Source organism: Halomonas sp. N3-2A (genome assembly GCF_002216165.1).
GTDB lineage: Bacteria > Pseudomonadota > Gammaproteobacteria > Pseudomonadales > Halomonadaceae > Vreelandella.
Genome location: NZ_CP022286.1, coordinates 2,917,574 through 2,932,254, shown reverse-complemented (window position 1 = coordinate 2,932,254; position 14,681 = coordinate 2,917,574). Strand labels below are relative to the sequence as shown.

The window sequence follows — 14,681 nt, the reverse complement described above, 5'->3', positions numbered from 1 at the left end:
CCATTAACGTTCATAGTGTTTGCCGTTTACCGAATAAAAAGCCTTGATCTTCAAGAGAGTCTTCCCAAACAACACAGCGGTTTCGCCCGCTGTGTTTTGCTTGATAAAGTGCCTCGTCGGCAAGTCGTAGCAATTTCCTGGGGTCTTGGGTGTGATCAGGGTAAGTGGCCACCCCGCAGGAAAGCGTGATCTGCCGGAGCGGTATATTCTGATGAGCAAATGCCGTTTGCGAGATGGATATTAGCAGTGCTTTTGCTCTGGATTCGGCAACAGTTCGCGATGTGGCAGGCAGCAAGGCAACAAACTCCTCCCCACCAAAACGACAGATGACGTCGAGATCGCGTAGATGCTGTCGCAGCAACTGTGCAATTTCCACCAGTACAGTGTCTCCTGCATCATGACCAAAATCGTCGTTGATCTGTTTGAAATAGTCCACATCCAGCATAAGTACAGAGAGTTGGCTGGTAGGCTGCCGTACTCGCTGGCACTGGTGCTCAAATGCTGAGTCGAAGTGACGACGATTATGCAGGCCCGTCAATGGATCTTTGCGGGATAGGCTATCTAACTCCTGAACGAGTCGGTCAAGATCAGCGGTACGGGACGCTACTTGTTGCTCAAGAGTTTCATTTGCAAGGGCAAGTTGTTGTTGAGTATGGCGATAGTGCCACAGAAAAATAGCAGCGTTAGCGACTGCGAAAGCTAATGTGCCATAGCTTAATGGCACGCTGCGCCAGGCTATAAAACCATGGGCAACGGCCATGTCGGCTAACAGCAGTGGGGCGAAAAAAGTAAAGCTCACCACTAGTAGCCGCTGTTCCACATTCAGCCATTGAAAGCGTATGAGTGCTAGCACCAACATGACAGGGAGCGAGATGGCTAGCATGACATCAAAGATGGGGAAAGTAAGCGAAAGGCTGATCACGCCCAACAGAACTAACCCCATGGCGAAAACGAGGTATAGCAGATGGGTAACCCATAGCCGTGTGATCCAGCGTTTGGCCGTGCCTTTCAGCCAGTCGCTGAGCAATAAGCCTAATGCCACTGGCAGTGTATAGTAGCTGCCTGCTCGCAACATGTCCCAGCCCAGAGCGCACTCGGAAATTAGCTGGCGAGCAGGGGTTTCAGCAAGCAACATCAACCCTGACGCATAGGCAAACAGCGCAATGGCACCAAAGCCTTGGCGTTGTGGCCCTATCAACGCGAAAATAGTTGCCAGAATTGCTAGCACTAACACCAGTGCACTCACGCCAAGGTCTTGAGCGGAGTCGTGAATAACCTGATTGAGTACATCACTACGTTCCATCACTTGCACTTGGCCCCATAGACCAATGCTGGTGTAGTCAGAGTAGAAGCGAAAAGTGAGTTGTTGCCCGGCAGCATTATCGGGTAAGTCGATCATATGCCAGGGCCAACCTGCAAAACTCCCCTTACCCTGAGCGTCAAACTCACCGTATTGGTAAATAAGGTTGTCACCTAGATAAACCTGTCCGATAAGATTCATGCTAGTGATAAAGAGAACGGGATCGTTCCAGTCTCCGGCGGGCAGCGTTGTGCGTAACCAGAGATGTTCGCGCCCCTCGCGGCCAGGCGGGTTAAATGGAGAATCAATCGCCTGCCAATCGCTTGGGTTGCTGTGTAGCCATAGGAAGCGGTTATTAGAATCCTGCGGAGAGTCGCCCCAGCGATACTCCCAACTTGGCAGGGGTTGTGGCGGGTAAGCAGCGCAAAGCCCACTTGGAAGCATCACAAGCGTGGTCAGTATTAGGAGCAACTGAGTGTAATGACGTATGGCAAGCCAACGAGGCAGCATGATGAACGTCTAATCTCCTGATTATGATCCTTCTTCTAGTAAGTACTTCAATCAAAGCCTGCGAGTTGATTGAGGCGCACATGAGGCAAGCAGCAAAGATTCTTCCCAGTTTAACTAAAAATATGCCTAAGGCGATGGTAGTTTCGTCAACGTTACTAAATGTTGCTAGAGAGTGACAGAGGGAGCTGGGCCCCTGTTGGCCCAGCCTTGGTAGGTTTTGCGTCGCTGATAGGAATAGCTGATAGACGCAATTGGTAGAAATAGTAACTAGCGTAGTATTATTAAAATCATACTTTTTAAGTGGATGCGGCGCCGCCGACGATGCCGCTGCGCAAACTGCTCTCGCTGCTGTTGCGATTTTTGAGATGGTTAGCGACAGTATCTTCAGGTGATCCTGCCATTTCACGGAACATGCCCATTGAGCCCAATAGAGCAGAAGACTCGTAAGGCACGAATACCCGCTCACCCTCTTTCGCCATGTTGGGCAGCCCTTTGATATAGCTTTGGCCAAGTAAATAGCCCACTACGGTGCGCTTGTTCTCTTCGCTATCGCCGATGGCACTAAGCACGAGTTTGATGGATTCCTGCTCACCTTGAGCGCGTAAAATCGCCGACTCTTTATCACCCTGGGCGTTAAGAATGGCCGACTCACGCTGGCCTTGAGCCATTGCAATGGCTGCAGACTTTTCACCTTCTGCTTCTGTCACTGTCGCGCGGCGTTTACGTTCAGCAGCCATCTGCAGGCGCATCGCAGACTCTACCTCTTCTGGCATGGCGATATCCTGCACCTCTACCCGGGAGATTTTGACACCCCATTTGGAAGCGGGCTCTTCCATCGCTGCCTGGATTTCATTGTTAACTTCGGCACGAGACTCAAACAGCTTATCTAGTTCCATCTTACCGACCACTGAGCGAAGCGTGGTTTTGGCCAGCACCTCGACTGCTTGGCTCATATTCTCTACTTCATAGACAGCTCGTTTAGGGTCGATAATTTGATAGTAAAGCGCACCATTGATTCTCACGGTGACGTTATCCGTGGTGACGACCGGCTGGCCAGGAAAGTCCATGACCGTTTCACGGCGATCGATGCGTGTTTCATCGCTGGTAATCGCTGTGTAATCTTCGCCCATTTTGCGATAGCGCAGCATTGTGATTGCGCGTGGTTGTTCAATAAACGGAATAATGATGTTGATGCCGCTTTCAAGTACGCGATGAAACGAACCTAGTCGCTCAATCACCATCACTTCTGACTGGCGAACAATGACCAATCCTTTCGAGATGATGAGCACGCCAATAACGACAATAATCAGACTGATGAGCAGGCCTGGGCTAATTGATAAATCCATGAGGTTATTCATGCTTATGGCTCCTTGCGTGGGGAAATTGCATCCTGAGGGCTAGCATTTTCTGGGGGTGTCAGCGTCACTAAGGCCGTGGTACCCTCAAATCGCTTAAAGATGACTCGGGTGCCTGGTGGCAATTCGGTATCACCGCTCTCGATGACACGCAAACGGTAGAAATCACCGTTCACTTTAATGCCGGTGGCGTTGTCAAAGTCGCGAACCAGTGTTTTGTAATGGTTACCTTTTTCAACGCCCGTGCCGGTTGTGCCGTAGGCCACACCTTTGGGCGAAAAGCGCGGACGAATAACCATAATGCCTAAAGGCACTAAGACACCCGCGAAAATTCCCATACTAAGTAACTGCCACGGCAGTGATAATCCCAGTGCTGTGACCGCCGCGGTCAGCGCCGCAGCAACTCCCAGTGCAAGCAGTAACATTGCGCCAGACGTCAATTCTGCGAGACTCAGCAGCAGAGCAATCACCAGCCAAGTATAAGCAGGGTTCCAGTCCATGTGTGCTCCTTGCAGTCTATGGATGAAGCTGTTCACTAGCGTAACCTACTCGGCGTATATTGGCCTGTGTACTGCGTAACAGCCACTGTTTAGTGGCCTCATCCTCTCGTTGATGACCTGAATACGCAGTGGAGTGCTATCCTACTTGCCTTACTGAGCATGTCTCTAAGGAGAGTCGTGTGTCGGGTGTGATTTATTGGTTAGATATGGCGGGTGTCATCGTATTCGCCTTGTCAGGGGTGATTTTAGCCTGTCGTTCGCGAATGGATCCCTTCGGTATGCTGGTGTTGGCGGCGGTGACCGGTATTGGCGGCGGCACACTCAGAGAGCTGGTGTTGGGCGTTCGCCCGGTATTCTGGGTAACTGATCCGACCTATTTGTGGGTGATATTAGCCACAGTCGGCGTGTCTTTGGTGGGGTTTCACTATATTCATCGCCTTTCTCGGGGCTTTTTGCCTGTCGCTGATGCGTTTGGACTGGCGCTATTTACTGTCATTGGCACCCATGAAGCACTGTTGCTGGGCACATCAGGCGTTGTGGCGGTGTTAATGGGCATGATGACCGGCGTGGCGGGGGGCATGATCCGTGATGTGTTAGCCCAGCGGGTGCCCATGGTGCTCCGTGAGGAGATCTACGCCACGGCAGCCTTGGCGGGGGGGATTGTGTATGTGGCGCTCGATGCATTACAGGCGCCGCTCACCGTTGCGATTGCCGCTGCATTAACGGCGACACTCGGGTTGCGCCTAGCGGCGATTCACTGGCACCTGGCGCTACCGGTATTTGCCTGGGTGACGTTACCACCGAAAACGCAAGATGAGGCCTCGGCACCGCTATCGACCCCTCAGAAAGCCAAAGAACGGGTGCGCATGATCCGGCGAGAGCGTAAAAAACGTTAGCTGAGCAGCCTTCCTTTGGCGATGCCGCGAAAGGAAGGCGTATTCGCCTCTGCTTCTTTCTTTTTCTTGTCTTTCAAAACGCATTTGCTTCTCGCCAGCGATCAAACCAGCGTCTTGGTTGCAGAACCTTTAACGTGGGTTCGCTGTCGATCAGCTCTACACCTATCCCTAGTGCGCCAAGATGTGCATAGAGCGCACCATTGGCGCTTTTTTCAGCCAAGGTGACATCGGAAAGCAGCAAAAGTGGTCCGCCGCTAAGCGTGAGGTCATGTAGGCGTATGCGTTCGCCGTTGATCTGCAGCTGCGCGCTACCGTTAATGTCATGCACGTTTAATAACCGTCCCAGCCAATCACTTTGTCTGGCGCGGGCGAGAAAGAGCCGGGCCAATAGCCCAGTGTCGCGCATGCCAAGGCGCAGTTGGCTGGTTAAACTGATTGGATCTCCCCACTCAAGCTGTGCTTCTTCCATTGTGAGTTGCACCCACCAGCCAGCATCCTGTGTGCCTTCCGAGCTTTGCCGAAAGACGTTTTCAAGACGTAGAAACGAGTCATTGGCGTTGAAGCGGCGTGTTTCTAAATCACCCTCGGTGAGTTGCAGATGTAGTTCAACATCGCCCTTAAGCTGTTGATCAAGTAGCGCTAGTTCGGCACCAAATGCACGTAGTGTCATGTCTCCCTGGGCGTTAAGTCCATCCAATAACCATTCACTGGTTAGGCTGGCTTGGCCGCCCAATAAGGTAACCCCGGCATTTTCAGGCAGGTAACGATTATAGCGGGTGAAGTCTGGCACTTCCGTAATAGGCAGTGCGATGCGAGTAGTGAAGAAATCGGGCTCTGGCGACTCCAGCACGTCACTAAAACGTTCAGTTTCGGTCGTGAGGGCAAAGTGGCGGCCTTCCAAATGGGGGCGGTCATCACCCTGGCGCATAAGTGCAAAGTGGGGAATGCCTAACGAAAGCTGGGCCTGCTCAGACGTGTCGAGCTGGGCAGTTAGTTCGCCGCGCCCAGTAGCGACGTAATCTAAAAATGCCACCTCAAGCTGATTGGCATTCACTCGTAGGCGGGTGGGGGCAAGTAAACGGTCATTACGAAAAGCCCCTTGAGCGAACAGTTGGCCGTTACCCGCAATTGCCAAGCCATGGGCGTCGGGTAAAAAGGTATTTAAGAACCCCAGTCGCTGAACGCTACCTTCGAGTGAAAACTCGCCACTGAGCGGTTTATCCTCATCACCGTTGCTGTCGCTGCGCTGAAAACGGCCGTCATTGAGCACTAAAATACTCTCTAGTCGCTCGTTGGTAGACTGCGTATCCGCCACTTGCCAGCGTAGGCGTGAACCGCTGATATCAAGCCTTGTGCCATCAAGAGCGGCTTGGCGAATGGCTAACCTAAGCTGTGCGTCGCTTTCCAGTACGCCGTTCTGTTCGGTGTGTTGCCAGTGGGTGGCTAGTTGCTCTCCTGCTAAAAAGATCTCACCGCGCATTTGATCGGTGGTGAAGTCGAGCTGCCCACGGCTAGTCGCTTGGCCGCTAAGCAATTGCAATGGGGCAGGGTCGGGCAGGGCGGCTTTAAGATAAGTTTGTAACACGCTAATGTCGGGTAACCGCGCGGACTGCCAGGTTAGGCGGGCAGTGGCGTTTTCTCGCGCTAGCGCTGGGTTCAGTGGGCTAAGCGCATTCAACGTAATGGCCGCGTCCGCCATCAACGTTCGCTGATGGTGGCTAAGGGTGGCGTCAGTGAAGGTGAGTGTCGCGTCTATCGTCTCTTCGTTCGACAGTTGTGCGGCCAACGAGCCGCTTCCTTGAGCCGTGAAATCAACTAAATTAGCCGCAAGTGTTGGTGCTTGAATCGCTAAAAAGGCGTCATAAGGCTTGGCGTCACGAAGCGTCACGCTAGCTTCAATTTGACCGTTACCTTCAAGCCGAACCCCTTGGCCGTCAAAGGTGTGTGCCAGATAGCGATCAAGCATGTCCAGACGAGTGACGTCGCCCTGTAGTTCCAGCGAGGCGCCAGTGGGCAGGTCTAGCTGGTCTAGGCGTTGATTGGGCATGCTGGTCGCTAGGTGAAGTTGCGTATTGGAGGCATAAGGGCGGGTATCCGCCAAGACGACATTGATGAGTTGCGTTGAAAAGTTGAGCTCATTGTCTTCTACCGCCAAACGCACGGCGCCTTCGCCAATGGCGGTGTGGAGCGGAGGCGGTGTTTCTGCAACCAACCAACGCAGGTTGTCTGTTTCCCGGGGTTGCAGGCGCTGTTCATTCACCGCTAAGCGCAATTCGGGGGCATTTAAGGTTAGCTCGCTACCACGCTGTAGCTTGCCATCGCTTAGGTTAAGTTCACCCGTTAAGTTGCCGTGACCATCAAGTGTCAGCCAGGGCAGCGCTTCTAGGTAGGGCATGAATACATCCCAAGCATCTGCCTGCGCTGCGATGGTCAGTTGTGCAGACAGGGCGCTGAGCAGTTCAGCGGTGAGCTCTTCGCGGGGAATTTGCGCGGTAGTAACACTGTCCAGGGAGGCATCTGCGCGTAACTGGATATTTTGTACTAACGAGGCTTGGTCGCTAAGGCGTATTAGGTGACCTTGGCTGATATCCAACGACACACTTGGAACGGCTAATGCAGCGCGACTCAGTTGAGTATCTGCCACCTGCAGTTGGCCTTGTGCCACGAGAGCAATATCGCCTACGGTCAAGCGGCGAAGCCCGTTGGCATCGAGTGACTGTATGTGCAACTCGCCGCGCAGAAGTGCTAGTAACGACAGCGAAAGCGTTGCACGTTGGGCTTCAACGGATATCGGTAAGCTGTCGTCCTCCCGTGCCAAGTAAAGGTTCTCTACCTCCCAGCGTCCTGGATGCAGACTGTTTGCATTCGTCCAGCGCACTTCGACCCCCTCAATCTGAGACAGCCGTTTGGGTAGCCATTGACTATTTAGCAGCCAAGTACTGCCAAGTACCCATACTAATGTCGCTACCAAAGCGCTTAACAGCGTGATTATCAGGAGGCGGAGTAGACGTTTTGACCTAGGGCTCTCTTTTGGCATACGGGCTTCCTTGCAGATGACTCCTGTCGGCGCGTGTTTTATGGCATTATGCGCGTCGTGGGGCCGTAATGGGTTTTCGATTTCAACGCTAGGCAGGCAGCAAAGCCATGTTCAAGGATTTTTACGCGCAACGCGGAGAGTATGTTGTGATCTCTGCTGAGCAGGCCAGCCGTTTCGCCAAAGGCGTGGCCGGCGATTACAACCCGATTCACAATCCAGATGCGCGCCGTTTTTGCGTACCTGGAGACCTGCTATTTACACTGGTGCTGGTGAAGTTTGGGTTGTCGCGACAAATGGAATTTCGCTTCACCAATATGGTGGGAGCTGACACTCCTCTCAAGTTTAGTGAAGAAGCGAATGGTGATCTACTTGTCTGTGATGAAGGGGGCAAGTGCTACCTGCAGGTGACGCGTGGCGGAGAGGTAACTCACGATGAAGCGGCTGTTGAAGCGTTTGCCCGCTGCTATGTGGCGTTTTCAGGTAAAAATTTTCCTCACTACTTAAAGCCTTTGATGGAGCAGCATGGGGTAATGTTTAACCCCAAGCGCCCCTTGGTTATTTACGACAGCATGGGGTTTTCCTTAGAGCGTCTAGACGGTTTCTCGCCGAACTTAGCCCTAACAAGCTCCTCGTTAGAGGTTCAAGGTAAGCGTGCCGATGCCTTACTTGAGTTTTCGATTGAGTCTGCTGGAGAAGCGGTTGGGGTGGGCTCGAAGAAACTAGTGGTTAGTGGCTTATGTGAGTACGACGCGACTGAAATGGCAGCGATTGTTGATGAGTTCTACCGCTTAAAGGCGGCTTACGAAGCAGTGTAGGTGGTGTCGTTGCGTTAGCGTAATGGCGGGTGCCATTAACGCTAACGCTAAGGTATTCTCAAAGCCTATCAATTAAAAAAACGCGCGAAGCGCTTTAGGCGCTTCCGCTGAATACAAGAGGCTTTGCATGAATCGTATCAAAACGCTTACGCTTGCCTGCGCAGCAGCTACGCTCGCCGTTTCAGCCATGAGTGCTCAGGCGCGGGATTTTCGTCTCGGTCTTATCACGCCCGCACAGCATCTATGGTCTACCGAGGCAGAAGCCTTTGCCCAAACACTGAACGAGCGCTCTGATGGTGAGCATAGCGTTAGTGTTTTTCCAGCTCAGCAGCTTGGCAATGAAGCGCAAATGGTTCAGCAGCTGCAAACCGGCGCGTTAGATATGGCTTTCTTGACGATTGCCGAAATTTCCAACCGTATTCCAGATTTTGGCGCACTATACGCGCCTTACTTGGTCGATGACGTTAATCACGCGGCACGGCTGTTGCGTTCTGACGCGGCTGGGGAACTACTCGAATTAATGCCACAAGAAGTTGGCTTAATTGGCGTTGGCTACGGCATGGTAGGCATGCGCCAAGTGCTCAGCCGTGACCCTATTGAAAGCGCCGACGATCTGCAGGGGCAGCGCTTACGTATTACCCCTTTCGAGCCCATTCGGGATTTCTATACGGCCACGGGTGCTGCCCCTGCGCCCATGCCGCTATTAGAAGTGTATGACGCGCTGGCTAACGGTCAGGTCGATGCCATTGATATGGATTTCGACTCTATTTTAATTTTGAAATTCTACGAGCAGGCGGAAAACCTGCTGATTTCTAACCATATGATGTTCCCTATGGTGGGCGTCGTGTCTGGGCGAGTATGGCGCGATCTTTCTGAACAAGATCGTGAGCTGATTGATACTGCGATGGCTGAGCATCTAGAGAACGTGCTGGTGGGTTTTGAAGAGAAGGATGCCGCTCAGGAAGAGGAAATTCGCGCCTTGGATATCAACATCGTTGAAGCGGATGCTGAGTTTTTCTCTGACGCCATTGCACAGTGGGAAAACATCTGGGCGCCTAAGGCACCTATGTTAGAAACGTTACGCGCCGAAGCTGACCGGTTACGTGACGAGTAATATGCTGCAACGTTTTTCATCAGGGCTTGCACGCTGTGAAGAGATTGCCGCCGCTGCTTTAGCGGCGGCGGTTACCTGTCTGATTCTCACCAATATTGCGTTTCGCGCGCTAGGTAGCCCGCTTTACTGGATTAGCGAGCTGGCGATTTATGCCATGATTTGGATGACCTTTTTGATAGCCGCCACGGTGTTTAAACGCCGCCAGGGGATAGCGGTCACGTTGCTGAGTGATCTGCTACCGCAAACCGGCCGGAAACTGATAGGTGTCTGGGTAGATGCCATGGTGCTGCTATTTGCCCTGCTGTTAGCGTGGCTTTGTTGGCGTTGGTATCAGCCCCTTGCACTGGTGCAAGCGGGGTTTGATACCCGTGCTTTTCAAGGGCAAACATTCAATTTTATTTACGCTGAAAACACTTCCACGCTTGGCATTAAAAAATTCTGGGCGTGGTTAATTGTGCCGTGGTTTGCATTTTCCCTTAGCCTGCATGGCTGGACGAATCTTATCCAGTCACTCAAACAGTGGCGAACGCCGACCCAAGCACCCACCGCCAAAACGCTACGCTAATCCTGCTTACCCTATTGACGGTACGTTTATGACGATTGCTGTTTTCTTGCTGCTGTTGCTCGGCGCTGTGCCCATTGCGCTAGTGCTGGCATTGACTGCCATGTGGTATATCCAGATGTCAGGCAATACGGTGTTGTTTGATTCGTATCCACAGCAGCTGTTTAGCGCCATTGAAAGCTATGGATTACTGGCGATTCCGTTATTTATGTTGGCGGGCGAATTAATGAATGAAGGCGGTTTAACCCGCCGTTTAATCGCTCTAGCGCGCATTTTAGTAGGAGGATTTCGCGGTGGACTCGCCTATATCAATTTAGTCGCCAACATGATGATGGCGGCGATTATTGGTTCGGCAGCCTCGCAAATTGCCATTATGTCTCGTGCAATGGTGCCAGCAATGGAGCAGGAAGGTTATGACAAATCCTACAGCGCAGCGATTACCGCCGCGGGTGGGCTACTGTCGCCGATTATTCCACCTTCCATGCTGTTTGTGTTGTTTGGCGTCATGGCCCAAGTGCCTATTGCGGAAATGTTTATTGCTGGGTTGTTGCCAGGGCTGCTTTTGGGAACCAGCTTTTTTATCGTGATTGCCTTGGTAGGTTTGGTTCAGCAGTACCCTAAAGGCCAGTGGCCTACTCGCTCTCAGGCGCTTCATGACCTGCTTTGGGGGCTGCCTGCACTGCTCATTCCCGTGATCATTATTGGCGGTATTTTGTGGGGGGTTGCCACGCCAACCGAGTCGGCTGCGCTGGCCTCTCTAGCGGCTTTAATCATGGGCCGCTTTGTCTACGGTGACCTGCGTTTAAGCCAGTTACCCCAGGTGCTAACGCGCACAGCGATTAATGCGGGGTTGGTCATTATGCTGATTGCCGCCGCTGGCGTGTTTGGCTGGGTGGTGATTTATGAGCAGCTTCCGCAAATGGCCGCCGCATGGATTGCCGCGTTGACCAGCGACCCCTTCGTGTTCTTGCTACTGGTGATTGGCGCACTGCTGTTAGTGGGAATGGTGATTGATGGCATTGCGGCGCTAATCTTAGTGGTGCCGATTTTAATGCCCATTGCCCAAAGCCAATTCGCTATTAGCCCCTATCAGTTTGGTGTAGTGGTGTGTTTAACCCTGGTAATGGGGTTGTTAACGCCCCCCGTAGGGGCAGGGCTGTTTATCGCTTCCTCAATGACCGGCGCGTCGCCGCTTAAAATATTTCGCTCGCTGCTGCCGTTTTTGCTAGCAACGTTAGTGACCCTTGTTCTTCTCGCCTGGTTGCCGTGGTTAACCAACGGGCTTATCCAGCGTTAATCGCTATCACACCCATTTCAACCTCTAGCAGAACTGATGTTCTCCACGGCGTTTATGATGCCTTTTAATGGCGGAACATCAGCCCCTGGCTGCTTGCTCAGCGCTGAGCTGGCTAACTCTTTATCAAGTGGCTAATTGACGTTTACGTCAACTTGCTGATATACCCTAGGGTTCATCTTTGCGTCTCATAACAAACACAACGTTGAGGAAGGAAGTCATGTCCGTTCGTGAAATCCCTATGTATATCGATGGCCAGCCAGTCATGTCACAAAGCCAGGATTGGCGTGATGTGGTCAATCCTGCGACTCAGGAAGTGGTTGCCCGTGTACCATTTTGTACCGCCGAAGAGGTGGAACGTGCGATTGCCAGCGCTAAAACAGCTTTTAAAGGGTGGCGTAAAGTGCCGCTTGGCAAGCGCATGCGCATCATGCTGAAACTTCAGGCACTGATACGCGAAAATACCGCTGAATTAGCCGCGCTAATCACCGAAGAGCACGGCAAAACTTTGCCTGACGCTGAAGGTGAAGTAGGGCGCGGTTTAGAGGTCGTGGAACACGCTTGTTCAATTACGTCGCTGCAGTTGGGTGAACTGGCGGAAAACGCCGCGAATGAAGTCGATGTTTACACCATGCACCAGCCGCTGGGCGTTGGCGCGGGCATTACCGCCTTCAACTTCCCGATTATGCTGCCCTGTTTTATGTTCCCGCTTGCCATCGCAACGGGAAATACCTTTGTCCTGAAACCGTCTGAGCAAGACCCTAGTTCCACCATGCGACTGGTTGAACTTGCCCATGAAGCGGGCGTCCCCGCCGGCGTTTTAAACGTGGTTCATGGCGGTCCTGATGTTGCCAACCAAATCGCCGACCATCAGGATATTAAAGCACTTTCGTTTATTGGCTCGACCCATGTGGGCTCCTTGCTTTACAACCGTGCCGCCGCCGCTGGAAAGCGTATGCAGTCGATGATGGGAGCTAAAAACCACTGCGTTGTAATGCCGGACGCCAACCGCAGTCAGGCGATTGATAGCCTACTCGGCTCGGCGTTTGGTGCTGCTGGCCAGCGCTGCATGGCTAACTCGGTTGTCGTGCTAGTCGGTGAAGCGCGAGAGTGGCTGAAAGATATTGAGGAAGGCGCGCGCAGCATGAAAGTCGGTCCTGGCACTCAGCGCGATGCAGACCTAGGGCCGCTTGTCTCACCACAAGCGAAAGAGCGCGTTGAACGCCTGATTTCAGCGGGTGAGAAAGAGGGCGCTAAGCTGCTGGTGGACGGCCGTGGTTGCACGGTAGAGGGCTATCCAAACGGCAACTTTGTTGGCCCAACTCTATTTGCCGATGTGACCGCTGATATGACGGTGTACCGGGAAGAAATTTTTGGCCCAGTGCTATGCGTGGTCAGTGTGGAGACGCTGGATGACGCGATTGCGTTTATCAACGCTAACCCTAACGGCAACGGTACGTCGATCTTTACCAACTCAGGTTGGGTAGCACGGCGCTTTGAAACGGATATCGACGTAGGCCAGATTGGTATCAACGTGCCGATCCCTGTACCCGTCGCTTACTTCAGTTTTACGGGTTCGCGAGCTTCCAAGCTTGGCGACTTGGGGCCGAATGGCAAGCAGGCAATTACCTTCTGGACGCAGACCAAAACGGTCACTGCCCGCTGGTTTGAGCCAGAAAATGTATCTAGCGGTATTAATAGCACTATTTCGTTGAGTTAATTGCACCATGGAGAAGCCCCGCGATAAGCGGGGCTTTTAACGTTTCGGCTTAAGTATTCTGAAATAACGGCAGGCTTCTTTTTAGGAGTTGGCCGATAGGGCCAAGCTGACTGGCGTGCATAACGAGAATGGTGGGGGTGGCCGTTTGCGTTTTTGCGTTGTGAGGAACTAACAGTGCAAATTCGCCTTCTTCAAGATGAAATTCATGCAGCTCACGCAGGCCATCAGGCGTTTCACACTGAGAGCAGCGGTAGTTATCATCTTCGCCATAAACTAAGCGATGATACATTTTGAAGAGCGTATAAATGGCTAAACCGCCTTTCAAAGCAGGCCAGCGGGCAGGTGTGCTGCGCAGCGTGTCAGAAACGATGATGCCATCGGCTTCTGCACTGGCGAATATGCTCGCCAGTGGTGCTGAGAGGAGCGGCGTGCTAGCGCTTAACGACGTCTCGTGTTCTTGAGGGTTCGGGGAGACCTCGTTAACCACTCGGTGGAAATCATCTAAAGAGGCAAGCGGGAAGTCCTTGTGCTTTAGATCACTTGGCTCGAAGCCGCCGTTTTCCCAGCCATGGATAACCCGGAGCGTGGCACGCGCGTGATGCATAGGCAGTGCCAGAAGGGTGTGCAGCATTATCCGGATATGCAGCTGACGCTCATCGGTGTCGTTTTTAAACGCGCAATAAGGGTCGGCAAAAAGAGTATGCAAGCGCCCAGGCGTATGCTCTTTGGCTTCGGAATAATGCATTTTGGTGTCCCTGTTAATTGCCGTTTGCTGCATTTACTGCACGGCTTATAGGTCATTGAATAGTTGAGAGTATGGACAGCGTTAGCCACGATTGAAAGTCACTTTGTTTAGTGTTTTGTTACCGAATCGCGTTATCCAACAGCATGATTGTTTAATCAAAACAAAAATTTAAAGCTTAATCAGCAAATGAGGTGTAACGATGACTAATCGACTTAGCCGTTTCCGTGTACCAGAAACGTTGGATGAACTGCCTGACGATGTTCGCGATGCAATATTAAAAGTGCAAAGCAAGGCGGGATTTGTGCCCAATGTGTTCTTAATGCTGGCGCATCGCCCTGAGGAGTTTCGCGCTTTTTTTGCTTATCACGATGCTTTGATGGAGCGTGAATCCGACACGCTGACTAAAGCTGAAAAAGAGATGATTGTTGTGGCTACCAGTGCTCGCAATCGTTGTCTCTATTGTGTTGTTGCCCATGGCGCGCTATTGAGAATTTATAGTAAAGACCCTTTAGTCGCTGACAATGTCGCTATCAATCATCTAGCGGCAGGGCTAAGCGAACGCCATCGTGTCATGCTGGATTTTGCATTGCACTGCGGGATTGAAGTTGGGGAGTTCTCTGCCACGTGGCAAACAACCTTAGAGAAAGTAGGTTTTACGCTAGAGGACTGTTGGGATATTGGCGCCATTGCTGCTTTTTTCGGCATGTCGAATCGATTAGTTACCATGACGGGTACGCCCCCCAATGAGGAGTTTTATTTGATGGGCCGCCTACCGCGTTAGCAGGATACAGACGCACATCTAGGCGTTACTCACGGATAAATTTTACTAACGC

Annotated in this window: 12 protein-coding genes; 7 read left to right on the top strand and 5 right to left on the bottom strand. The window is 52.3% G+C overall.

Annotated elements, in window-relative coordinates:
- Positions 1 to 10 precede the first annotated feature (10 nt).
- The 3 genes from CEK60_RS13730 to CEK60_RS13720 all read right to left on the bottom strand — a co-directional run bounded on the left by CEK60_RS13730 (position 11) and on the right by CEK60_RS13720 (position 3,665).
- Complete coding sequence (locus tag CEK60_RS13730) at positions 11 to 1,810, bottom strand: GGDEF domain-containing protein (RefSeq protein ID WP_089039501.1); 1,800 nt, start codon at positions 1,808 to 1,810, stop codon at positions 11 to 13.
- 296 nt (positions 1,811 to 2,106) lie between these two features.
- Positions 2,107 to 3,156: an SPFH domain-containing protein gene (locus CEK60_RS13725; protein ID WP_089040928.1), complete on the bottom strand. Its 1,050-nt coding sequence runs from the start codon at positions 3,154 to 3,156 to the stop codon at positions 2,107 to 2,109.
- Positions 3,157 to 3,170: 14 nt separating this feature from the next.
- Positions 3,171 to 3,665 (bottom strand): NfeD family protein, encoded by a 495-nt coding sequence (locus tag CEK60_RS13720; RefSeq protein WP_089039500.1) that lies wholly within the window; start codon positions 3,663 to 3,665, stop codon positions 3,171 to 3,173.
- A gap of 179 nt (positions 3,666 to 3,844) precedes the next feature.
- Here CEK60_RS13720 and CEK60_RS13715 point away from each other — a divergent pair, with 179 nt between their 5' ends.
- On the top strand, positions 3,845 to 4,561 hold the full coding sequence (locus CEK60_RS13715) for a trimeric intracellular cation channel family protein (protein WP_089039499.1): 717 nt from the start codon (positions 3,845 to 3,847) through the stop codon (positions 4,559 to 4,561).
- A 73-nt stretch (positions 4,562 to 4,634) separates the two neighbouring features.
- Here CEK60_RS13715 and CEK60_RS13710 read toward each other — a convergent pair whose 3' ends face one another.
- Positions 4,635 to 7,598: a hypothetical protein gene (locus tag CEK60_RS13710; protein WP_089039498.1), complete on the bottom strand. Its 2,964-nt coding sequence runs from the start codon at positions 7,596 to 7,598 to the stop codon at positions 4,635 to 4,637.
- 107 nt (positions 7,599 to 7,705) lie between these two features.
- On the opposite strand from CEK60_RS13710, the gene CEK60_RS13705 reads away from it, so the two are divergent.
- The 5 genes from CEK60_RS13705 to CEK60_RS13685 all read left to right on the top strand — a co-directional run bounded on the left by CEK60_RS13705 (position 7,706) and on the right by CEK60_RS13685 (position 13,103).
- A complete protein-coding gene (locus tag CEK60_RS13705; protein WP_089039497.1) occupies positions 7,706 to 8,413 on the top strand; it encodes a DUF3581 family protein in 708 nt (235 codons plus the stop codon).
- 127 nt (positions 8,414 to 8,540) lie between these two features.
- Complete coding sequence (locus tag CEK60_RS13700; RefSeq protein WP_089039496.1) at positions 8,541 to 9,527, top strand: TRAP transporter substrate-binding protein; 987 nt, start codon at positions 8,541 to 8,543, stop codon at positions 9,525 to 9,527.
- Between the two features lies 1 nt (position 9,528).
- On the top strand, positions 9,529 to 10,092 hold the full coding sequence (locus tag CEK60_RS13695) for a TRAP transporter small permease (protein WP_089039495.1): 564 nt from the start codon (positions 9,529 to 9,531) through the stop codon (positions 10,090 to 10,092).
- 28 nt (positions 10,093 to 10,120) lie between these two features.
- Entirely contained in the window at positions 10,121 to 11,386 is a 1,266-nt protein-coding gene (locus CEK60_RS13690; RefSeq protein ID WP_089039494.1) for a TRAP transporter large permease, read from the top strand.
- A gap of 217 nt (positions 11,387 to 11,603) precedes the next feature.
- Positions 11,604 to 13,103, top strand: coding sequence for a CoA-acylating methylmalonate-semialdehyde dehydrogenase (locus tag CEK60_RS13685; RefSeq protein WP_089039493.1), 1,500 nt, complete (start codon positions 11,604 to 11,606; stop codon positions 13,101 to 13,103).
- A 49-nt stretch (positions 13,104 to 13,152) separates the two neighbouring features.
- Here the strand turns inward: CEK60_RS13685 and CEK60_RS13680 are convergent, their stop codons facing one another.
- Positions 13,153 to 13,848, bottom strand: a complete 696-nt coding sequence (locus CEK60_RS13680) for a hypothetical protein (protein WP_089039492.1) — start codon at positions 13,846 to 13,848, stop codon at positions 13,153 to 13,155.
- 199 nt (positions 13,849 to 14,047) lie between these two features.
- On the opposite strand from CEK60_RS13680, the gene CEK60_RS13675 reads away from it, so the two are divergent.
- Positions 14,048 to 14,629: a peroxidase-related enzyme gene (locus tag CEK60_RS13675; protein ID WP_089039491.1), complete on the top strand. Its 582-nt coding sequence runs from the start codon at positions 14,048 to 14,050 to the stop codon at positions 14,627 to 14,629.
- Positions 14,630 to 14,681 lie beyond the last annotated feature (52 nt).